At 56.2% G+C, this 22,427-nt stretch carries 16 protein-coding genes and 1 pseudogene; 11 read left to right on the top strand and 6 right to left on the bottom strand.

The features are described from left to right. Positions 1-7: 7 nt before the first annotated feature. The 4 genes from OMP44_RS14795 (at position 8) to OMP44_RS14810 (ending at position 4,494) form a co-directional block, all read left to right on the top strand. On the top strand, positions 8-1,420 hold the full coding sequence (locus OMP44_RS14795) for a lipid II flippase MurJ (protein WP_280309259.1): 1,413 nt from the start codon (positions 8-10) through the stop codon (positions 1,418-1,420). Between the two features lie 716 nt (positions 1,421-2,136). Then, a complete protein-coding gene (locus OMP44_RS14800; RefSeq protein ID WP_280309261.1) occupies positions 2,137-3,792 on the top strand; it encodes a methyl-accepting chemotaxis protein in 1,656 nt (551 codons plus the stop codon). Further along, positions 3,792-4,262 carry a chemotaxis protein CheW gene (locus OMP44_RS14805; RefSeq protein WP_280309262.1) on the top strand — a complete coding sequence of 157 codons (471 nt, stop codon included), beginning with the start codon at positions 3,792-3,794 and terminating at the stop codon, positions 4,260-4,262. Before OMP44_RS14800 ends, OMP44_RS14805 begins: the two co-directional genes overlap by 1 nt. Before the next feature lie 10 nt (positions 4,263-4,272). Next, entirely contained in the window at positions 4,273-4,494 is a 222-nt protein-coding gene (locus OMP44_RS14810; RefSeq protein ID WP_280309264.1) for a hypothetical protein, read from the top strand. A gap of 1,607 nt (positions 4,495-6,101) precedes the next feature. Here OMP44_RS14810 and OMP44_RS14815 read toward each other — a convergent pair. From OMP44_RS14815 to OMP44_RS14825, 3 genes are all read right to left on the bottom strand, one after another. Next, on the bottom strand, positions 6,102-7,307 hold the full coding sequence (locus OMP44_RS14815) for a multidrug effflux MFS transporter (RefSeq protein ID WP_280309266.1): 1,206 nt from the start codon (positions 7,305-7,307) through the stop codon (positions 6,102-6,104). Next, positions 7,297-8,286 carry an NmrA family NAD(P)-binding protein gene (locus tag OMP44_RS14820; RefSeq protein WP_280309268.1) on the bottom strand — a complete coding sequence of 330 codons (990 nt, stop codon included), beginning with the start codon at positions 8,284-8,286 and terminating at the stop codon, positions 7,297-7,299. The genes OMP44_RS14815 and OMP44_RS14820 overlap by 11 nt, the downstream gene beginning before the upstream one ends. 97 nt (positions 8,287-8,383) lie before the next feature. Further along, positions 8,384-9,838 carry an efflux transporter outer membrane subunit gene (locus tag OMP44_RS14825; protein ID WP_280309270.1) on the bottom strand — a complete coding sequence of 485 codons (1,455 nt, stop codon included), beginning with the start codon at positions 9,836-9,838 and terminating at the stop codon, positions 8,384-8,386. Positions 9,839-9,935: 97 nt separating this feature from the next. Here OMP44_RS14825 and OMP44_RS14830 point away from each other — a divergent pair, with 97 nt between their 5' ends. The 6 genes from OMP44_RS14830 (at position 9,936) to OMP44_RS14855 (ending at position 17,145) form a co-directional block, all read left to right on the top strand. Continuing rightward, on the top strand, positions 9,936-10,553 hold the full coding sequence (locus OMP44_RS14830) for a TetR/AcrR family transcriptional regulator (protein ID WP_280309272.1): 618 nt from the start codon (positions 9,936-9,938) through the stop codon (positions 10,551-10,553). 64 nt (positions 10,554-10,617) lie between these two features. After that, positions 10,618-11,736 carry an efflux RND transporter periplasmic adaptor subunit gene (locus OMP44_RS14835; RefSeq protein WP_280309274.1) on the top strand — a complete coding sequence of 373 codons (1,119 nt, stop codon included), beginning with the start codon at positions 10,618-10,620 and terminating at the stop codon, positions 11,734-11,736. Beyond that, the gene (locus OMP44_RS14840; RefSeq protein ID WP_280309275.1) at positions 11,733-14,825 is read left to right on the top strand and encodes an efflux RND transporter permease subunit; all 3,093 of its coding nucleotides are present in this window, start codon (positions 11,733-11,735) and stop codon (positions 14,823-14,825) included. Before OMP44_RS14835 ends, OMP44_RS14840 begins: the two co-directional genes overlap by 4 nt. 69 nt (positions 14,826-14,894) lie before the next feature. Beyond that, positions 14,895-16,181 (top strand): beta-ketoacyl-ACP synthase II, encoded by a 1,287-nt coding sequence (fabF, locus tag OMP44_RS14845; RefSeq protein ID WP_280309277.1) that lies wholly within the window; start codon positions 14,895-14,897, stop codon positions 16,179-16,181. A 349-nt stretch (positions 16,182-16,530) separates the two neighbouring features. Further along, positions 16,531-16,677 (top strand): TetR family transcriptional regulator, encoded by a 147-nt coding sequence (locus tag OMP44_RS14850; RefSeq protein WP_280309279.1) that lies wholly within the window; start codon positions 16,531-16,533, stop codon positions 16,675-16,677. 6 nt (positions 16,678-16,683) lie between these two features. Then, positions 16,684-17,145 (top strand): TetR family transcriptional regulator, encoded by a 462-nt coding sequence (locus tag OMP44_RS14855; RefSeq protein ID WP_280309281.1) that lies wholly within the window; start codon positions 16,684-16,686, stop codon positions 17,143-17,145. A 1,177-nt stretch (positions 17,146-18,322) separates the two neighbouring features. On the opposite strand, the gene OMP44_RS14865 is transcribed toward OMP44_RS14855, so the two are convergent. After that, complete coding sequence (locus OMP44_RS14865) at positions 18,323-19,453, bottom strand: lactonase family protein (protein WP_280309283.1); 1,131 nt, start codon at positions 19,451-19,453, stop codon at positions 18,323-18,325. A 78-nt stretch (positions 19,454-19,531) separates the two neighbouring features. Here OMP44_RS14865 and OMP44_RS14870 point away from each other — a divergent pair, with 78 nt between their 5' ends. Then, positions 19,532-20,005 carry a helix-turn-helix domain-containing protein gene (locus tag OMP44_RS14870; RefSeq protein ID WP_280309285.1) on the top strand — a complete coding sequence of 158 codons (474 nt, stop codon included), beginning with the start codon at positions 19,532-19,534 and terminating at the stop codon, positions 20,003-20,005. Positions 20,006-20,747: 742 nt separating this feature from the next. Here OMP44_RS14870 and OMP44_RS25050 read toward each other — a convergent pair. Together OMP44_RS25050 and OMP44_RS14875 are read right to left on the bottom strand one after the other, a co-directional pair. Then, a pseudogene (locus tag OMP44_RS25050) lies at positions 20,748-21,164 on the bottom strand (methyl-accepting chemotaxis protein); the annotation flags it as partial. Between the two features lie 16 nt (positions 21,165-21,180). After that, on the bottom strand, positions 21,181-22,104 hold the full coding sequence (locus OMP44_RS14875; RefSeq protein WP_431312648.1) for a PAS domain-containing protein: 924 nt from the start codon (positions 22,102-22,104) through the stop codon (positions 21,181-21,183). Between the last annotated feature and the right edge of the window lie 323 nt (positions 22,105-22,427).

Below are 22,427 nucleotides of genomic sequence, written 5' to 3' on the forward strand. Positions count from 1 at the left end.
GGTGCCTATGTTCGGCCCCACGCTCTGGTTGACGCTGGCTACCCTCGCCGGGCTGGTTCTGGGATTCGCTCGGGAGTGGCTGCTAGTGCATGCCTGGGGCGCTGGTCTAACCAGCGACGCCTTCCTGGTGGCCCTGTTTTTACCAGAAGCTGTACGTACCGCCCTCGCAACGGGTTTACTGAGCAACGCAGCGCTACCGCTCTATCAGCAGCGGATGGCGGCTGCGCAGGCGCATTGGCTGGAGGCCTTAGCACCCAGCATTCTGCTACTAGCGTCCGGGGTGGCGCTTACGTTGACGCTAGGTGCTGGCGCCTGGACAGGTGTGGTGGGGGCCGGTTTGAGCGAGGCGGGTGGAGAGCAAGCCGTTGCAGCCCTGAAGATACTGGCATGGTGCTTGCCCGGAGTCTGCTTGCACGCCCTGTTCAGTGTGGCTGCCCTGACACGCGAACGCTATCTGCTGACCGGGTGCGGTTCCCTTCTGTTCAACCTGCCACCTGTGATCTGCCTGCTGGCCTGGGGGAGCGCCATCACGGTCGAGAAACTGGCTTGGAGCTGCGTGGTAGGAAGTCTGCTAATGCCGCTGTCATTGTGGTCGACCGCATGGCGTGAAGGCTGGCGACCCTGGCGCTGGCCGGACCCCGGTATTGTCGGTCGAGAGCTAGCAGAGAGAATGCGTCCCTTGCTGGTCAGCGCCTGTGCTAGCAATGGCCTGACCTTGCTCGAGCGAATGGTGGCTTCCTGGCTGGGGGAGGGCGTGGTGACCTGGGTCAATCTGGCACGCAAGCTCATCAGTCTGCCCTTGGTCGCGCTCATGAGCCTAAACCAGATCCTCCTAGCGCTGATGAGCGGCCGTGTCTGGGATGCACGTCTGGCGGTGCTGAGACTAGGCCTGCAATGTGCGACCCTGCTGACCTTGCCGGCAATGGTCGGTATGGTCACCACGGCACCAGTGCTGGTGGCACTGCTACTGCCGACCCAGGTGGGAGATGATCGCCTCACGTTGCTGCTGGTATGGTTTTCCGCACCGCTGTCGATAGGCGCCTGGAATGCCATGCTGGCCCGTTACGCCTACGCGGCAGGGGACACCCGATTGCCACTGCGCTGCGAGCTGACGGGCAATCTGGTCAATGCCTTGAGCCTACTGATACTGCCCAGTGTGCTGGGTGTGGCGGGCATCGCGATCGCCGCACTGCTTGGTCTACTGACTACCATGGCAACGCTGCTGAAACGTCTGGACCTGCTCGAGCTGGTCGCCTGGCGCGACCAGGGCCTGCTCAGCTTTTGTAGCTTCTGCATGGCCCTGCTGCTGGGGGACTGGTGGCGAACCCTGCCCAGTTTGGACCTGCTAAGCCTGGGCGCGCTAGCTGGCGTCATAACGCTCGCCGGTTTGGCCTGGCGGTGGAAGCCTTGGCGAGCTTAATAATTCGCTTAGCCTCAGCACGAAGCTTACCGCCTGTCGCTAGCAGGACTTGCTCACTAAGTGAGTTATTGAGGGCACCAAACCGTCAACAATTCGTTGTCTCTGAGACGAAGACATACGCCGGAAGCTGACGACGTCATTCAGTCTCAGGGCAATCACAGATGCATCGGTGGGAGCTTTTTAGAGGGTGCAGGATAGAGCAAGGCGTGGGAAAAAAACGGAAAGTATGAAGAGACGACTGAGGCAGGATAAGCCCGCCAGGCGCAGCGCTGGGTCTAGCAGCAAAGCGCCTTGGCGAGTGTGAGGACAGAGGGGCTCAGGAGAAATCAGGAGAAAAATGTCACCTGTGAGCGTGAGCACTGGCATTGGTGGTCCCTGGGCACTGACCTACCATCCTGATGATCGTCGTATTCCCCCAACCCGTTATCGTGGCTAGGGCCAGCAATCGCAAGGCGCGCATCCGCGCATGAATGGTTCTAGCAGGTAGAAAAGGGCATAGGGGAACAAAAGCATGGCGGAGGGGGATCAACGTGGAGCCTGCTGGACTGCTATTGCGATAAATTATTTTGCGATTCTTATCAAGTTTTTTTAGACGTGCCGATAAATATGAGGGAGCTAACGCCCTGTGGAAAGGTGTTTCTTGTCTGAAGGTAACCTTGACTGCAGTTACGTTAGTTATCATCAAATTAATAGCTGGCGCCGGAGGCGCTTTTCGCATGCTTAATAATCTTCGCGTTTCGACCAAGCTAGTGATCGGCTTCGGTGCAGCAATACTCATGCTGATATTGGTCATGGGTGTTGCGCTAGTGAACATGGGGGCTATGAAGGAAGCAGCCGACAATATGTCGCAGTTTCGCTTCCCTATGACCGTTCGAGCTAATACTCTGGTTCAAAATACTCTCAATAGTGGACGCTTATTGCGCAATTTGCTGTTGATAGACGATGATCAGGTCAAGGTGAAAACTATAGGTGAAATCGCTAAAATACGCGCGGCTAATACCGATCTTCTTGCTGGACTGAAAGAGAGGATTGTAAGCGAGGAGGGCAAGCAGATCCTTGCGACAGCTATGGATGCTCGTCAGCGTTTGCAGGATAAATATACAGAGTTCTTCCGTTTACTTGATTCTGATCGAAACCAGGCACGTGATTATTTGCTGAATGTATTTGCGCCTACTAATAATGAGCTGGTTGCTGCGCTCAATACGCTGAATGATCGCCAAGCGCAGCGTATGCAGGAAGCCGGCGAAGCGGCGACCGCTGCCTATGTGGCCGCTCGCAACCTGATGCTGGTGATCGGTGCGGTGGCGACCATAATCGCCATCCTACTCGGCTACCTGATCACCCGCAGCCTGATCCGGCAGCTGGGTGGCGAACCGGCCTATGCAGCCGAGGTAGTGCAGCGCGTCGCCCGCGGTGACCTGAGCGTCGAGGTAGTGACCCGCGAGGGCGATACCACCAGCATGCTGGCTTCCGTGCGCACCATGACCACAACCCTGGCGCAGATCATCAGCGACGTACGCAGCTCGGCCGATGGCCTCGCTAGCGCCTCCGAACAGGTCTCCGCCACCGCCCAGAGCATGAGCCAGGCCAGCACCGAACAGGCGGCTTCCGTCGAGGAAACCAGCGCCAGCATCGAGGAGATGTCGGCTTCCATCGCCCAGAACACCGAGAACGCCAAGGTCACCGACGGCATGGCTGGCAAGGCCGCGCGTGAAGCGGACGAGGGCGGCCAGGCCGTGCGCGAGACCCTGGTGGCCATGAAGACCATCGCCGACAAGATCGGCATCGTCGACGACATCGCCTACCAGACCAATCTGCTGGCCCTCAACGCCGCCATCGAAGCCGCCCGCGCCGGCGAGCACGGCAAGGGTTTCGCCGTGGTGGCCGCCGAGGTACGCAAGCTGGCCGAACGCAGCCAGATCGCCGCCCAGGAAATCGGCACCGTGGCCAAGAGCAGCGTGGCCCTGGCCGAGCGCGCTGGGTCGCTGCTGGGCGAGATGGTGCCCTCCATCAACAAGACCTCCGACCTGGTGCAGGAAATCACCGCGGCCTCCGAAGAGCAGAGCGCTGGGGTCGAGCAGATCAACGGCGCCATGCTGCAGCTAAGCCAGATCACCCAACAGAACGCCTCGGCGTCCGAAGAGCTGGCCGCCACTGCAGAAGAAATGAGCGGCCAGGCCGAACAGCTCCAGCAGATGATGGAGTATTTCACTCTGAGCGGTTCGCCGGCGCAGCATCAGGTCGCCCGTCATACTAACAGTCGTTCAGGTCCGAGCTTGGCCGAACGCAACTCTTCGCTGATCGATGCTTCCCGTTGCGTACCGCGTGGGGGCGTGCCGGCCGGTTTCGCCCGTTTCGAGGAGCAGGCCTGATGCTATTGCGCCAGTTTCTGACCTTTCAGCTCGCCGGTGACCTCTACGGCGTGAACACCGGTTGCGTGCGGGAGATCATCGAGTACGGCGCGGTGACCACGGTGCCCATGCTGCCGCCGGCGATCCGTGGCGTCATCAACCTGCGCGGCGCCGCCGTGCCGGTCATGGACCTCGGCGTGCGCTTTCGCAACGAGGTGACCGAGACCTCCCGCCGCAGCTGCATCGTGGTGCTGGAGATCCAGGTCGACGGCGGCCCCCAGGTGTTCGGCATTGTGGTGGACGCGGTCTGCGAGGTGCTGGAGATCGGCGCCGACGACATCGAGCCGGCGCCGCGCTTCGGCGCCTCGATCCGTACCGACTTCATCCTCGGCATGGCCAAGCAGGGTGCCGGTTTCGTCATCCTGCTCGACATGGATCGGGTCCTGGGCGCGGACGATCTCGCCCAGCTCGCCGCCATGACGGCTGCCTGAGTCGCGAACCATGGAACTCCCCGCGCTGACCGACAGCGAATTCCGCCAGTTTCGCAGCTTCATCTTCCGGGTCGCCGGCATCAGCATGTCCGATGCCAAGCGCGTGCGCCAGCGCGGCACGCCCAGCTACGACGCCTATTTCCAGCTGATCCAGCTGATCCAGCGCGACCAGGCGGAATGCCAGATGGCGGTCGATCAAGCGAAACCTATATATAGCGAGCCGATAATCTGATTGCTCGTCGCTCCGGCAAAAGCCAGCTTCACACTATTAACGGTGGTGTTTATCATGCCTCTCGCGTTAAAAATCCTCTATCTTAAAGAGAGAATGGTGTTTTCATTTTGAGGAGTCGAGAGTCTGGAACAAAACAAGTTCTTATATGGGGTATTACGTCTGTATGTGCACTGTCGGTCAGACTCAGGCACCGTTGCTACAGCGTGTGCATTAGGTTTCGGAAGCTAACTTCGGCGGTTACTATGTCGATGTGCGACCTCAATTCATAGCTGAAGCTATTGCTTGCCAAGGCTGCGTCTACGTGGACATAAAGTCCATGTCTATCACGGCAAGCAATACCGTTCGGCTACTTAGCTCAAGCGTAAGGATATCCGCTACAACACTTCTCATGCAGTGCCGGCGAAACTTGTAGAAGGGCTGATGCGCATAGCATGCCCTGTGTACGTGAAGCAGATAATAGAGATCGTATTTGTATCTGCGTTGTAATTTAGGGGCTATGCTATAGGTATAAATAAAATTAGCCTAGTCAGCTAAGCGCAGAAAATTTTATTTATCCCAGTGAGCGAATGCCAAGCCATTAAAGGTTAGTCAGAAAAATCATAAGTCGAAATTTGGACTTTATTGCTATATAAATAGGCATTCGAGCTGCTGCTTAAGGTGTATACATAAGGTTTGTAGAAGTCGTTGCAGATTTAAGAATTTAAATTTGGACGCAATATCTAGCTAACTTTTTATTCGGTTTTCTAGATGTCGCGATGAAGTTTAATGTTTTCTGGAGTGCCTATGTTTTATTTGAGATTTATGGTCTTCGGCGCGCTATCGTTTTCTCCAGTAGCGTGGGGAGTCGCTGATCTGCCATCAGAGTATCACGGTGCCTCAGCTGTTGAATATTTTTACCCCTATAAGACACTGATGCTTAATACTAGCAGTCCACAATGCAGCGGCCTTGATAGTGTTGACGAGGTAGTCGTCTCAAGTGGTGGTCACGCTATGGGCCGAACCATACAGGAGGTGTTTTATGGAAAAGGGAAGATTATAGCTAGAGTTGTCAGACAATGGGATGCGGCGGCGGGTACGTTTTCGCTTAATCTGAATAGTTTGTGTAAAGGCGATAGGTAATTAATCTTTTGCAGTGTCCAGCTGTTAGGGACGGAAAAGCGCATAAAGATGCGAGGCTGGCCCACCATGACGCGTATGTAGCGAAATTGAATGCTACGCATAGGAGTTAGGCTATTGACCGGGCCGCGTTGGCGGTGTTTTTTGGGTCAAGTGACATCAATTTGCGAAATTGGAATCCAATTTTGGGTTATGGAATAAGTGCCCTGCGCTACGGCGTATAGCTTCATTTCACCATCGTAGATTGGCACCTGCAAGATCGCCTTCCAACTCTCAATGGGAGGTAATTATCTAATAATGCAGCTGGCAAGTGGCTTTTTACTTTAGCTAGACATACTCATATTCGGAGATTCGCTCGAATATGAGTATGGTCAGTTTTAGCGGAAAATTAAGCCGCCTTTACTAGATCAGCTGAGAACTTTTTCCTGAGCATTTGGCTGTAAGCTTAAATAGAGTTCTACTTCCGTTTTTTGCGCCTTCACCTTCAGTCTTCATTGGTTGCTTCTGGCAGTGAATAGACCTATCGCGCACAGGCAAGCTACGAACTGAATGCCGCCCAAGGTTGTAACTGGAGGGAATGGTAGTACTGATCCCAGCCATGTTGCTATGGCAGCTAGACCCATTGTCAAAAAACCGAGCAACGCGGACGCCAATCCGGCTCTCGGTCCAAAAGGTCCCATAGCTAGTGCTGTGCCCAAGGGATTGGCGAGTCCCATCCCCCAAAGAAAGGTCACCATCGATAGCGTGTACCACCACAGTTCTGGCTGAGCAGGCCCAAATAGGAGCATGGCGCCACCCAACATGGCACAGGCGATACCTAGTGTGGCAATTCGGGGGGATCCGTAACAGTGTGCCAGGCGGGGGGCGGTTATTCCTGCCCCAAATACTACAAAAACAGTACTAGCGAAATAACATCCAGCTTGCAGTGAGGTCAAGCCGATCCCGCCCATGAGAATAGCCGGGGCCGCGCCGAAAGATGCAAGAAGCCCGCTCATCAGTAGGCTCATTGATAGCGCAGGCAATATGAAGCGCCGATCTTTCATGAGGCCACCGTAGGCTAGGATCACTTGGTGGGCGGAGGTAGCTGCGCGACGGTTTATAGGGTGAGTCTCACCTAGCACTCGTACATAAACTACGGTGATTACAACTGCTGCTAGCCCTACTAAAATGAACGTAGTGCGCCAGCCTACTGTGATCGACAGAAAGCCACCAACTAACGGCGAGAAGCCAGGTGCGGCAGCGGTCGCAATCATCGTAAGTGACAGGGCCTTGGCCAAAGCTTCCCCGTCGAACATGTCTCGCGCGATAGCACGCGAGAGTACCGATGCCGCGCAGGCGCCGCACGCCTGGATGATACGTGCAAGAACTAATACCTCTAAAGACTTAGCCAGTCCTCCTATTATGGTACCTGCAACAAATACCATGAGACCTCCCACTATCAAACGTTTGCGTCCATAGCGGTCGGACAATGGCCCTACGATAAGTTGACCTAAAGCGTAGGTGATGTAAAAGCTCGATAGCGTTAGGCCTAGGTCACGAGCACTTACTGCAAGATCCTCTGCAATCTGCGGGAAGGCTGGGAGCATGATATTAGTCGAAAGCATGCTGATTGCAGCGAGTCCTGCTACCAGTGCCACGATTATTCCCGATGAAGGCCTAGGGCGATCTCCCGCTTTGTTAGGGGTTTCAGCCTGCATTTGAAGTGACTCGCGCCTGCTGTAACCGTACATTTTTCGCCAAAGCTTGGCGCAGGGTCGTCGGCGTTCGGCCGATTAGCATCGTTAGCGTATCTGTCACCTCTTCATAACGGCCCCCCGCTATAAGTCGGGTTAGTGCTTTCAAGTGCTCACCGGCATGAGCATTACGGGCGGTTAGAATACTGTCGATCGACTGATCACTGGATTCTAAGGACTGAGCGACATAACGTATCTCTTTGCCTAACACGGCTGAAAAGTCGGCGGCGACTTCGTCCATATTTTTTAGCTCGGGTCCGGTCAATGCATACGACTGACCGATATGTTCCTCAGGAGCAATGAGGATGTGCGCGCATGCCTCGGCAACGTCCGTAGCGGCAATCGGATTGAAGCTGGAACCAGCAAAAGGTAGAAGCAGTTCGCCCTTTTCCACTACTCGTTTTACCGGGAACCATGTCAACAATGGGTTTTCGATAAAGAAAGTGGCACGTATCTGGACGGCTGGCAGTCCCGACCAATTCACTGCTTGTTCGGCTAACCAATGAGCGCGCTGCTGCGGCGAGTAGTCGTCTACGAGGCCGCCTAGCCATTTCAAGCGGTGCTCGCGAGGTGCCGCCATGTGCTCGTAGGTCATATAGGACTGTTCGATATCCGAGATGTTGACCAAAACCTCAATGTTATTCGCCGCCCTTGCAGCGGCTACCATCACCAGATTGGCATCCAGATAATAGGGCGAGAGGCTCATGGTGAAGAACACTCGGCGGCAGCCACGCAAGGCTTGCGCGACATCGGCCAGTTTAAGCAGATCACCGACAAAAACTTCGGCGCCGACTGCGCGCAGCGCATCAGCGCGCTCATCATCGGTACGAACAAAGGCCCTAACCGGATAGCCTTTAGCAAGCAATCGTCGGGCGATGTCTCCGCTGACAGATCCTACTTCGCCACCTGCGCCAGTGATCAGAATAGGGGAAAGGTTATTCATGTGATTTGCTTCTCCTAAATAGATAAATTTTTTGCGTTATCAAAGAAGTCGAATAGTAGAGAACAGCAGATTTAGCCATGTAGAGCTTGATGGCTACTCAATCTGTACTAACTAAATGGGCCGTTACTGACGATTGCCAGCCACCTCCCAATGCCTTAAATGTAGCGACTGCTGCTTGCGCCGCTGCTGTTTGCGCTTGAGCGCGAGCGTCAGCAGTTCGCAGTAGCCGGTCATCGGCCTGTAACACCTCGACGAGGGTAACCACGCCTTTTTGATAGGCGAGTGCGGATGCCTGGCGAGCTTGAGTAAGAGAGGCCTCTCCCGAGGTCAAGATTGTTACTTGCTCTTCGCGACGTAGTTGACCGGTTAAGGCGCCTTCGACGTCTTCGGTAGCACGTAGGACTGCCAATCGATACGCCGCCAGCAACTCTGCATCGCGACCCTTCGCTGCCTGAATTTGCGCATCAATACGACCGAAGTCGAACAGCCGCCAGCTTAGTCCCACACCGCCGAGTGCCTGATTGGCGTCATGGCTAAATAAGTTGCTGCTAGAGATCGTAGTGGCGCTGCCAATCAATGCGCTCAGGGACAATTTGGGATAGTACTCAGCGATCGCCTCACCAATACGTGCATTGGCAGCGGCCAATCGGCGCTCAGCTGCGATCAGGTCTGGACGTCGCCGAAGCAGGTCGGCAGGGCTGCCAGTCGACTCGATATGCGGGGCCTTTGGAATTGGTTCAACTTTCGCAAGCTGTACTCGATAGGTTCCAGGTGGCTGCGCCAGCAGGACATCCAGTGCATTCAAAGCGAGATCCAGAGAGTATTGCAACGCGGGTACCGAAGCTTGCACCTCGGCCAAACCGCCCTCTGTTTGGTGGAGTTCGCGCTCGGTGGCTAGGCCTTTGTCATTTAACAGCTTGACCATCGATAGCAGTCCGCGCTGCGTCTCGACCTGATGGCGAGCGATCGCCAGGCGTGCCTGTAGGCCGCGGATATCTACATAAAGATCGGCCGTCTGGGCGGATACAGCCAGGCGTACGGCCCTGGCACCTGCTGCTGTGGCCTGGTAGTCGGCGTGCGCAGCTTCACGTCCACGCCGTAGGCCACCAAATACGTCCAGTTCCCAGCTCGCGTCTAAGTTGAGCTCATAGGAGGATCCACTTCGGTCGTCGCCAGAAGTGGCTTGCATGATTCGCCCGAGAGAGGTCTCCAATGATTGATAAGCGCGACCGGCCTGACCTGAGACGTTCCCGACAGGAAGAAGAGCGGCTCGCGCCGCAGTTAGGCCAGCACGCGCCTGAACGATACGGGCGTTAGCCTGCTCAATGTCTAAGTTTTGCGCCAGAGCCATTTCCACGAGGCGCGTGAGCAGCGGGTCCTCGAAGCGGGCCCACCAGGTGTCCAAGGCATGATCGGCGAGCGGCATCGCGGCAGTCTGTGCCTGATAATGGTTAGGTAGCGCGATGGTAGGGGGGGCGTAATCAGGACCGACCGTGCAACCGCTCAGCACCGTTGACGCAGCTAGCAGAATCATCTGGGATCTGGAGAGCATGGGCTTTTTATCCTAGGCGACGCTTAACGTGACGTGTGACCAAGGTGTATATTGGTCACTATTCACTTTTTTCGCAACCATCGAGATGCTAACGCTCATGACTAACGATTCTGCTTTATCTGGGCAGGCCCGGGGACCCGCTGATCACGACGTACGCTTCCAAATCATGGTTTCGGCCAAGGAGCACTTCAGCCGGTATGGCTACGAGAAAACCACGGTGTCTGAGCTCGCTAGGAGCATCGGTTTCTCAAAGGCCTACATCTACAAGTTCTTCGATTCCAAGCAGGCAATTGGCGAAGCGATTTGCAAGGACTGTTTGCAGGAGATTGAATCCGAAGCGCGAGCCGCTATAGCTACGGTGTCAAGCCCTTCTGAGAAACTGAGGAGGCTATTCCAGAGCCTTCCGACAGTCACGCTGCGCCTCTTTTCTGACGACCGTAAGCTTTATGAGATCGCTATCTACGCGGCCTCTGGTCGCTGGCCGGCAACGATCACGTACGAGAATCATGTCAAGGAGCTTCTCAAGCAGATTCTGATTGAGGGTAGGTCGGCAGGCGACTTTGAGCGAAAGACCCCAATCGACGATGTAGCGTTGAGCGCCTTTCTCGTGCTGCGCCCGTATCTGAATCCATTACTGCTTCAGCACAGCTTCGACGACTTCGAGGTTGCACCAACCCAGCTGGCCAATCTTGTGCTGAGAAGTTTAGCGCTGTGACTGTTGACTAAAACGGTCACTAGTAGCAAATTATAGGCTCTGATCGTGCTAATTCGGAGCTTCCATGTTCTCGCGCCGCCTGCTTCCTACTGCTGTGGTTGGTGTGGTTTTTCCACTATTTCTTTCCGGGTGCGATTCGCCGTCCCAAGTTGATCCGCGCACCGAGGCGCCGCGGGTGAGAGTCGCTACGGTGAAAACAGCGGAGGCGCTGAGCCGGACGTTTACAGGAGTCGTCGCGGCGCGAGTGCAGAGCGACCTGGGTTTCCGTGTGGCCGGCAAGATCGCCGAGCGCCTGGTGGATACCGGTCAGACCGTTAAACGCGGTCAGCCGCTGCTTCGGCTTGATCCTATTGATCTGCAGTTGGCGTTGCAGGCGCAGCGAGAAGCGGTAGCGGCTGCTCATGCGAAGGCGCGGCAAGCGGCTGAGGATGAAGCCCGCTATCGCGACCTGCGCGGTACTGGAGCGATTTCGGTTTCTGGCTACGACCAGGTTAAGGCCACTGCGGATTCGGCAAGGGCCCAACTTAAGGCAGCTGAGGCGCAGGCTGACGTAGCGCTCAACGCCAGCCGCTACGCTGTGTTGGTTGCTGACGCCGACAGTACTGTTGTAGATACCCTGGCGGAACCTGGGCAGGTGGTTAGTGCCGGACAAGTCGTGGTGCGGCTCGCGCGAGCAGGGGCCCGCGAGGCCATCGTCCAATTACCGGAAACGCTCCGACCGGCGCTTGGGTCATGGGCGCAGGCCGCACTGATAGGAACCAACGATCAGTCGGTGCCAGCGCGGCTACGACAGTTGTCGGACAGCACTGATCGTGAAACCCGTACTTTCGAGGCGCGCTATGTGCTGGAAGGTGCTCTTGCAACCGCTCCCCTAGGTACCACTGTGACGGTGAGTGTCCCAGAGAGCGCAGAGGTCAGGGCTAATGCTTTGGCGATACCGATCGGGGCGCTACACGACGAAGGTAAAGGCGCAGGGGTTTGGCGGATCCAGGGATCGCCTCAGCAGGTCGTTTGGGTTCCAGTTCAAATCCGCCGGCTGTCAGACGACAGCGCACTCGTGGAGGGGGCACTGCAAGCGGGTGATCGGGTGGTAGCGCTCGGAGTTCATCTGCTTCATGAGGGGCAGGCCATCCGAATCGCTGGGGGCCCTGACAGCGCGGTTCAAGAAGGACAGCAGCCGTGAGCCACTTCAACCTATCGGCATTAGCAGTGCGCGAGCGCTCGATCACCCTGTTTCTGATCCTTCTGATTTCGGTCGGTGGAGTGTTGTCTTTCTTCAAGCTTGGCCGAGCGGAAGATCCGGCCTTTACCGTCAAAGTGATGACCATCATCACCGCCTGGCCGGGCGCCACGGCTCAGGAGATGCAAGACCAGGTAGCTGAGAAACTTGAAAAGCGCCTACAGGAATTGCGCTGGTACGATCGCTCTGAGACTTACACCCGGCCTGGTCTGGCTTTTACTACTTTGACACTACTCGACAATACTCCACCGTCGGAGGTACCAGAGGAGTTCTACCAGGCGCGCAAGAAGATCAATGACGAGACAAAGACGTTGCCTGCCGGGGTGATCGGGCCAATGGTCAACGATGAATTTGCTGACGTCACCTTTGCCCTGTTCGCACTCAAGGCTCATGGCGAGCCGCAGCGCCTGTTGGCTCGCGAGGCAGAAACTCTGCGCCAACGTTTGCTACATATATCAGGCGTCAAAAAGGTGAGCATCCTGGGGGAGCAAACAGAGCGCATTTATGTGGAGTTTTCGCATGACCGGCTGGCAACTCTCGGCGTTGTCCCTCAGGACATTTTCGTAGCACTCAATGAGCAGAACCTGCTAACCCCGGCGGGCTCAATTGAAACTCAAGGTCCAGAGGTATTCATTCGTCTGGACGGTGCTTTCAATCAGCTCGATGCGATACGGGATACGCCAGTAGTTGTTAAGGGACGTACGTTCCAGCTGAAAGATATCGCTACTGTGAAACGGGGCTATGAAGACCCAGCGACGTTCGTCATTCGCAATGGCGGTGAGCCTGCTCTGCTGTTGGGCATCGTCATGCGCGACGGCTGGAATGGCCTAGATCTCGGTAAGTCGCTTGAAGCCGAAGTAAGCACTATCAATTCTGAGCTACCGCTAGGCATGAATCTGACTAAGGTGACCGATCAGGCGGTCAATATCGCCTCTTCAGTCGACGAGTTCATGATCAAGTTCTTTGTTGCTCTGCTCGTAGTGATGGTTGTGTGCTTCGTCAGCATGGGTTGGCGTGTAGGCATCGTTGTCGCGGCCGCAGTGCCCCTGACGCTGGCCGCTGTTTTCCTGATCATGGCCGCGACTGGTAAGAATTTCGACCGTATCACCCTTGGTTCGCTGATCCTTGCGCTTGGCCTGCTAGTGGATGACGCGATCATCGCCATCGAGATGATGGTGGTAAAGATGGAGGAGGGCTATAGCCGTGTAAAAGCCTCGGCCTATGCCTGGAGCCACACGGCGGCGCCGATGTTGGCAGGGACGCTGGTGACCGCGGTGGGCTTCATGCCCAATGGATTTGCTCAGTCTGCGGCTGGCGAATACACCAGCAATATGTTCTGGATTGTTGGTATCGCGTTGATTGCCTCTTGGATCGTGGCGGTGGTTTTTACGCCCTATTTAGGAGTCAAGCTGTTACCGGAGACCAAGAAGGTCGAAGGTGGCCATTCTGCGCTTTATGACACTCCGCGCTACAACCGTTTCCGCCGCGTCCTCGGGGGTGTCGTTGCACACAAATGGCCAGTCGCGATGACGGTGATCGGCTTGTTCATTGCGTCCGTACTAGCAATGGCTGTGGTCAAGAAGCAGTTTTTTCCTATCTCTGATCGGCCTGAGGTAATGGTCGAAGTACAGATGCCCTACGGCACGTCCATCAACGAAACAGAGCGGGCGAGCGCTAAGGTCGAGGCTTGGCTGGCCAAGCAGGACGACGCGCAGATTGTTACGGCCTATATCGGACAGGGCGCCCCGCGTTTCTTCTTGGCTATGAGCCCTGAGCTACCGGACCCGTCCTTCGCCAAGATTATCATTCGCACCGATAATCCCGAGGCAAGAGAAGCACTGAAATTTCGTCTACGCGAAGCGATTGCCGCGGGGCTCGCGCCTGAAGCACGGCTGCGGGTCACTCAACTGGTGTTTGGCCCCTACTCGCCTTTCCCTGTTGCTTACCGCGTCAGCGGCCCTAACCCAGACGTCCTGCGGCAAGTGGCTGAGGAAATTGAGCAGGTCATGCGTGCCAGCCCTATGATGCGCACGGTCAACACCGACTGGGGAACGCGCACGCCTGTTTTGCATTTCAAACTGCAACAGGATCGCCTGCAGGCCATGGGCCTAAGTTCCAGTGCGGTAGCGCAGCAACTGCAGTTCCTGCTCACCGGTGTACCAGTCACGGCTGTTCGCGAAGATATTCGTACTGTTCAGGTGGTCGCCCGGGCGGCCGGTGACGTCCGCCTTGATCCTGCGCGTCTGAGCGACCTCACTATAGTGGGGGCTCAAGGACAGCACATCCCTCTCTCACAGGTCGGCGAGGTGCAAGTCCAGATGGAAGAACCCATCATCCGGCGGCGCGATCGGGTACCAACTATAACCGTGCGGGGAGACATTGCCGAGGACCTCCAGCCGCCGGATGTCTCCACCGCCGTGCTGAAGCAATTGGATCCAATTATCAAACGGTTGCCGACGGGCTATAGGATCGTAGAAGCCGGTGCTATTGAGGAATCTGGCAAGGCCATGACGGCCATGCTGCCAATTTTCCCGCTAATGATTGCGCTGACCCTACTGATCATCATCGTTCAGGTGAGGTCGATGGCCGCTATGGTCATGGTCTTCCTGACCAGTCCGCTGGGGCTGATCGGTGTGGTACCCACGCTGATCCTGTTCCAACAACCTTTTGGTATCAACGCGCTGGTCGGCCTGATCGCACTGTCGGGCATCCTGATGCGCAACACCTTAATCCTCATCGGCCAGATCCATCAGAACGAAAAAGATGGATTGGCGCCGTTTCAGGCTGTGGTAGAGGCAACGGTCCAACGCGCCCGCCCAGTGATCCTCACTGCACTGGCGGCGGTCTTAGCGTTCATCCCACTCACCCACTCGGTATTTTGGGGCACCCTTGCTTACACCCTCATCGGTGGGACCGTGGCCGGCACAGTGCTAACCCTAGTCTTCCTGCCAGCTATGTATGCCCTCTGGTTCAGAATCAAGCCAACTAGCAGCGAGCCCACTGCTAAGCAAACACCATCGAGTTCTGCTTAGTAAGTAATACCAGTGACGTCCGAGCCTGCTACCAGGCGAGCTAGATAGTCGAAGAAACGAGGTAAGACAATGCAAGGCAATGACAGAACACGCATCGTGGTGACCGGCCTGGGCACGGTCAGTCCGCTGGGCTGTGGCACCGACGCCGTCTGGGCGCGGCTGCTGGCCGGTCGCTCGGGACTGAGCCTGTTGCCGGCTGAGGTCAGCGACGGGGTGGGCAGTCTCATCGCCGGTCAGGTCCCCGACCGCGCCGACGATCCTGAAGCTGGCTACGACCCCTTGGTGGCCATCGCCGCCAAGGACCTGAAGAAGATGGATCGCTTCATCGAGTTCGCTCTGGTGGCGGCCCGGGAAGCGCTAGATCAGGCCGGCTGGCAGCCGACCAGCGAGGCGCAGCGGGAGCGGACGGCGACCATCATCGCCTCTGGTGTCGGCGGCTTCGGCGCCATCGCCGAGGCGGTGCGGACCACTGACGCCCGCGGCCCGCGAAGGCTCTCGCCGTTCACCGCGCCCTCGTTCCTGGCCAACATGGCGGCGGGCAACGTCTCCATCCAGCACGGTTTTCGCGGTCCACTGGGCGCCCCCATTACCGCCTGCGCCGCCGGTGTCCAGGCCATCGGCGACGCCGCTCGGCTGATCCGCAGCGGCGAGGCCGACATCGCCCTCTGCGGCGGGGCTGAGGCGGCCATCAATCGCGTGAGCCTGGGCAGCTTCGCCGTCGCTCGCGCTTTGTCCACCGGATTCAACGAGCGTCCGCAGGAGGCTTCGCGTCCCTTCGATAGTGATCGCGACGGATTCGTCATGGCCGAAGGCGCGGGGCTGCTGGTGATCGAGACCCTGGAGCATGCTCTTGCACGGGGCGCCACACCCCTGGCCGAGCTGGTGGGCTACGGCACCAGCGCCGATGCCTATCACCTCACCGCCGGCCCGGAGGACGGCAGCGGTGCCCGTCGCGCGATGGAGCAGGCCCTGCGCCAGGCCGGCATCGATGCTGCCCAGGTTCAGCACATCAACGCCCACGCCACCTCCACCCAGGTGGGCGACAAGGGCGAGCTGGCCGCCATCCGCGCGGTATTTGGCGATGCGTCCCCAGTGGCCATCACCTCGACCAAGTCGAGCACCGGGCATCTGTTGGGCGCGGCCGGGGGTATCGAAGCCATCTTCACCGTACTCGCGCTGCGCGACCAGGTCGTGCCGCCGACGTTGAACCTGCACCATCCCGATCCGGCCGCCGAAGGCCTTAACCTCATCGCCCTGCAGGCACGGGAGCTACCGATTGAGTACGCCCTGTCGAATGGCTTCGGCTTCGGTGGGGTGAACGCCAGCGTGCTGTTCAGGCGTTGGATAGGGGCTTGATTGAGGCTGAACCCGCAAGCATCCGTAGCCCGGCCGTTTACGCCCACGGCGCTGCATACGATTTCTAGGACTCGCGTGGCGGTAGGAGCGACGTTTCCCTTCGTCGTTTCAGATAAAGATTGAGTCCGCCAGGAAGAGAAGCTCGCTCTTCCTGTTTTTTTAGCCACCGGTCATCTTCCCCTACGCACTCACACGGCGAATCGGCAGGTGGCACGTGAGTAGGATCTTAGGGCGTGCAAGCGCGCAGATACCGAAAGTTGGCGCGTAAAAGCATACATGCAAGAGTGGTTGTAAACGATCTTCTAAACGCTTAGCTGGCGAAACCAGATACCGTTGAAACATGAGAACTATGCGCCGTACGAAAGAAGACGCTGAGTACAACCGGCAGACTATCCTGGACGCAGCCGAGGCGCTGTTTATCACCAATGGTGTTTCACGCACCAGCCTCGAAATGATCGCCAGAGAATGCGGGTTCACTCGAGGAGCGGTGTATTAGCACTTCATGGACAAGGCGCAGCTGGTCTATGAGATGCTAAATCGCATCCGCATTCCGCTGGACGAAGTTGCCCATCAGTTGAGTGCGGATGGGGACGGCGATTGCCTGATAAGGCTTTACGAATTTTGCGTAGAGTGCATGGAAAAATTCGTTCGGCCGGGACGGGAGCGTCGTGTCATGACCATCCTGATGCACCGTTGCGAATTTACTCTGGAACTGCATGAAGTCGAACAGCGGGAAAATGCCTTGACCCGCGAATTCGTAGTGCTCGTCGAGCGCCTCTTCGACGGTCAACGGCAGCGCTTGCATGCTGCGGTGACACCGAGAAGCGCCAGCCTACAGCTGCATAGCCTGTTTCGCGGTACGCTGGCTGGCATCCTTCGTGACCAAGACATCTTCGCGCCGCTCATGGATGTACGACTTATCTTCACCCTTTACTTCCGGTCGCTGGTGAAAGACTGGCCGTAACGTTGGGGGAGCGGCGCCAGTGGAGCAAGGGAGCAGCATTAAAGCCTTCCTACCGTTGGACCTGGTGCTAAGCTGCCCCGGGAGTTGGTTTTCAGCCTTCGAGGGGGTGGTCCTGCAGGGCGATCGCTCTTTCCGGCAGCGACCCGCACGATTTCGAGACGCTACCTTGTTCAGGCTGGCGCGCTCCCAGTCGCTACTTGAAACGAGCGGTGTAATCCGGCAGTTTACCGGGCGTGATCAGCTCGTAAGGCAATCAGGCATTCGCTTGGACCGGTTACCTTCCGGAGCAACCTTAGCGCGGATTGCACCGCCTGCACGTTCTGGCCTCGTGGGTCTTGGAGCACGGAGGCGGCCAGCAGTCCGCGCCTTATGTCCGCCTAACCGTCGGGTAGATCACCCACCACCGGGATCTGACCTTTGCCTATTTCGGCCGAGTGCAGGGACATGGCGGTGCCGATCCACGTTGTGCACCGGGAAGGCCGGCACGTTAACCGAAAGGTGCGCGCCTTCATCGACATGACGGTCGAGGTAATACGTAACGACACAGAACTGCAGTAGCTAGCAATACGAAGCGAACCGCTGACACGGGTTTGTTGCATAGCCCTAAACGAGACGGCCTGTGGCCAGTGAAGGATGACCCTACCTGGTGGTAGTACTGGATCTGTTCTCTCAGTAAGTAATTGGTTGGTCAATGAACTCAAGGATGTGCAGCGATCTAGCTATCGATGCGATAGCGATATAAGCCAACGCAGTAGGGGATGATTCACTCTTATCAAGGTATTCAAATCAGAGGCTGAAGCAGGGTTCTTTTTCGTCGGTTTAGGAGCCACGCATCACGCATTTCTCTCAGATTCGCCTATCGTGCCGCGAATTGCCAGTACCAGTACTCAGGTAAAACGCCAGAGCGCGCGTAGTAGGTCAGTCACAACGAAAAGTTTGGCGCTTGTGGAGCAGAGGCAGCAGGTGACGCTTCATGGAGCTGGTTGGTCTGCCGGGGCGGTTGGTGGAGGTAGAAGCGTTGCTGCGCCTGGCAAAGGAGGTGTCGGCGCACTCAAGCAAATACACAACTGCGCCCAGATTGTATTTATCTTCATCCACGCTCCAAAGCACTCAGCGGACGACCCGCTGAGCGCCTCGATCGTCACCTCATCTGTCACAAGCTTTGCCATTTTTTACGTCAGTTGGGTCCGCTCTGACCGATCTCTATCCAAAGCGCTCCCTTGCCTGACGGCGCTTCGGAGACGCGTCGCAGAGAGCCACCGGCACCTACTGAATAGCTGCCCACGGTTGCGCTCTTTTCACCTGTCACTAGAAGCCAGCGGCCGTCTGGAGAGAAAGCCAGGTTTCGAGGCTGCTGTTCTTGGACCGGGTGGTTCCCAAGGAATTTAATATGGCCGTTAGCGGCATCCAACTGAAACGCCGAGACGCTGCTGCTAGTCCTTTCGCTCATCATTAGGAGCGTTCCATCCGGCGACATACGAAGGTCAGCTGCCCAGATGCGTCTAGTGGGATCGCCCTCAAGGTTGTGCGTGCTCGCATCTCGTACGAGGCCATGGGCTAAATTCAGCGACGCAGGAATGCCGGACGCCGAATCGACTTGGCTAAGGGCGCCGGTTTCCGGGTTGATGGCGAAGCCAGTAACCGTCCCGCTCATCTCGCCGACGACGTAGACAAACCGACCATTCTTCGAGAAAGCCAGATGGCGCGGTCCGGTACCGGCGGGCAGTTGGACGAAGCCCTGACCAATAGGTGTTAGCACACCATCAGCAAAGCGGTACTGGAGCACATGATCATTACCGAGGTTTCCTGCATAGGCAAAACGGTTGGATGGATCGGTGCGGATCGAATGCGCATGGGGTCCGGTGGCCGTAATCCGAATATCACTTGCCGGCTGGCCACGATCATCAAGGGGTTGGGTGCTTAGCAGATCCCCGCCGTAGGAGGCGCCTAGTAGCCAGCGACCGCTGTGGTCCGTGGCCAGATACGCGAGGCTTTCCGCCAACGGTGCCTGACCGGCCGCCTCAAGTGCGCCAGTTTCGTGGTCAATATGGTAGCTCTTGACCGTATAGGGCTTGCTACGCAGCGCCGCGTAGAGAGTCTGGCCACTGGGACTGAGTGCGAGGGGACCGACTTGGGTACCGGCGGGTGTCTGGGCCAGCAGCTTTAGCGCACCAGTCTTGTCCTCAAGGCGATAGTGCGAAATGAGACCATCGTCCGGACTTGCGATGTATGCATCTGTAGCGGCCTGGACTTGCAGCGTAACAAGGGCTGCGATAGCGCAACTTAAGGTGCGAATGCCTAGGTGCATAGGGAAACCCCATCTTGTTGTTAGTGTTACGACATCTTATGACTAAGATTGAGGTGTATCAAGAAATTACAGAACGAGATGACCCAACAGGTCCTGTTGCATGATTTCGCCGACTGGACACAGGCTGCAGTCGGGATGCGGCCGCTGCCAGTCCGGCTTGGCGCCCGCGCACTCGTTTTTCATCGGCAAGATCTTGCACATCTACATCGGCGCTTCGAAGACACCACGATCAACATCAATGCCGCGCATATCGCCTGCGAGCGTCCACTAAGCGATCAGGTGGATGACCGTACCTGCTTTCTCATAGTCCAGAAGGCCGAGCGCTCAGTGCTGCGCCATCAGGGTGAGGCAGTCCAATTCCGCCCCGGCGACATCGCGCTGATGTGCCCAGAATTCGGTTGCGACATCCTGACCTGTGTACTAATCCGCCATACCTCCTTCCACTTGGATCGCCAAGCGCAAGGAAGACGGCTAGCCAGAGGCGATCCGCGATTCGGCAAGCTACCGAACTCGGGTCTGACCACTCCGCTGCTTCGCTCCCTGGTCAGCTAGGTCACACATCTCGACCTGCAGGCCGCTACCCCGGAATGGGGGACTGCCCTGAGCAAAGGACTGCATGCGCTGCTGACTCCAGCCCTCGATCATCGGCGTAATCTTCCGCTGGAGGGCGTTACCAAGCCCTGAACGGTCTCAAGCTCAATGCCCTAGCCATGATCGAAGCCTCGCTGGGGCGGCCGCTGCTGTCACCCAGCTGGCTGGCCCAAGAATTGGGCGTCTCGGTGCGCAATCTCTACTAGGCGTTCGAAATGCGCGACAGCATCTGCTAGTCCATCATGTGTTCTCAACTGGAGCGCAGCGCCGCCGACCTCAGTAGCCCTATGCTCCAGCGCACCTTTATTCCCGAGATTACGTATCGCTAGGGCTTCACCGATTCGGCCCATTTCAGCCGCGCCTTTCGCAAGGGGTTTGCCTGTACCATTTAGGAAAATAGCTGAGCTGTGGGAAAGTAGCCTTTTATATATGGGTCATCACCTGTATAGAAAGGTCGGAATTTATATCCTTAATGAAGCGAGCTAGTGCTCCTGCGCATTTGAGATCGCAAAAGGAGATGGATTTCTTAATATGTAGCTCGGCAGAATAGCTTGCTAGGATGAAGTCGAGTGAGCCTATGGATCGACGTGGCACAGCAATGCAAGAATACGTGGGAAATGCGGTTATCAAAATGTCGATAGCATCTTCCATTTGTAGGTTAAGCTCCATGCGAGAGTAAGACAAGCAAGATTACCGTCTTAGACTAACGATCCGCCTGACCGAGGGCGGCGTTGGAAATAATTTCAGACTCATCAATTTTGTTTGCAAACATGCTTACGGCTTCCAACGCATCACTGGCTCCATCACGAATCTGCACGATCACCGCACCTGCTTGGTCCGCCAGCTCTACGCCCTTCAGAGCGCGGCCCTGGGTACTTTCCATGCTAATGATCGCCTGCCGTGTTTCGCTAAGAATCTTGCTGATCATCTCGGCAATTTCGGTAGTTGCACTGCTGGTTCGCCCTGCTAATTGGCGAACTTCATCTGCTACCACTGCGAATCCGCGGCCTTGATCGCCAGCGCGGGCAGCTTCAATGGCCGCGTTAAGGGCAAGTAGATTTGTTTGATCTGCGATGCCACGGATCGTTTTAACAATGGCGGTTATCTGTTCTGAACGTGCGCCTAATTGAGCGATTTCAGTTGCCGAGCGACACATTTTCCGCGATCTCGCACATCTCGCTAGCTGCTGCTTGTATAATTTGAGTTCCATGTTCTGCAACTTTTTCGGTCTCTGCCGAAATATGGTAGGCGCGAGATGCGCTACGTCCATCACTTTCATTTTTTTCGACTCGCTCAGTAATGTCGCTGGCGTACTTAACTATTTTATAGAGTCGGCCCCTAACGTCATATACCGGGTTGTAGCTGGCCTCAAGCCATACAGTTCGGCTGTGCTTGCCAAATCGCTTGAACTGACCGCGAAAGAGTTCTCCGGCGTTGAGACGGCGCCAAAAGTCCACATAATTTTCGCTATTGATTAGCCGAGGGTCGCAGAATAGTCTGTGATGCTGGCCTTGGATCTCACCAAGGCTGTATCCTACCGTCGATAGGAAGTTTTCGTTTGCTGTAAGAATGCGCCCTTCAAGATCAAATTCTATGCGCGCGAGAGCCTGGTCCAATGCCTCGAGTTTGCTTCTGTCTTCATTATTAAGTTTAACTCGGCGGGTAACGTCGAGTGCATATGTTATTATCTTGACGATATTACCATTAACGTCGGGAATTGGATTGTAGCTGGCCTCCAGCCACAGAATGTGGCCTTGCGCATCTGGTCTCTGGAATGTTCCTGACACGAACTCTCCGCGGCTTAAACGGGCCCAAAATTCCGCGTAATCTCGATTTTGCACTACGGTATCTGGACACAAGCGGCGGTGATGCTGACCTACCAGAACCTCAGCACGGTAGCCAGAGAGACCAAGATAGTTATTATTGGCACGTAGGATCGTTCCGCCAACATCAAACTCGATAACGGCCATTGAACGTTCAAATGCTCGGGTTAAACTTAAATTGGCGTTCAGCTCAGTTTCAAGATGAATGATTTTTTTCTTATGACTCGTATTGAACATCGGTGCTCTCCTTTAAAAAGGCGTAAATTTTTTAATTTCAATTTTATTTAAGATATAGAGATGAGCGGCAAGCTGAGCGCGCTTCCAATATAGCGTCGCCTCAGAATATTGTAGATGTATAATCTAAAATTCACACGTTACTAGTACGTTTATGTATAAGCTAGGCGCCTTTTTAATAAGATCGGGGTGAACGTACGTGAGTCGCTAGGAAGTACGTTCTTTTTTATCTCTTTTTATAAGGTACTCATTCCAGAATTTTTTAAAGTGAGTTAGGTTCTGCTGCCTCAGAACATTCGTCACCAAGGGGTCAATTCGTTAGGTCA

Source organism: Pseudomonas flavocrustae, from assembly GCF_029872515.1.
Taxonomy (GTDB): Bacteria; Pseudomonadota; Gammaproteobacteria; order Pseudomonadales; family Pseudomonadaceae; genus Chryseomonas; species Chryseomonas aestiva.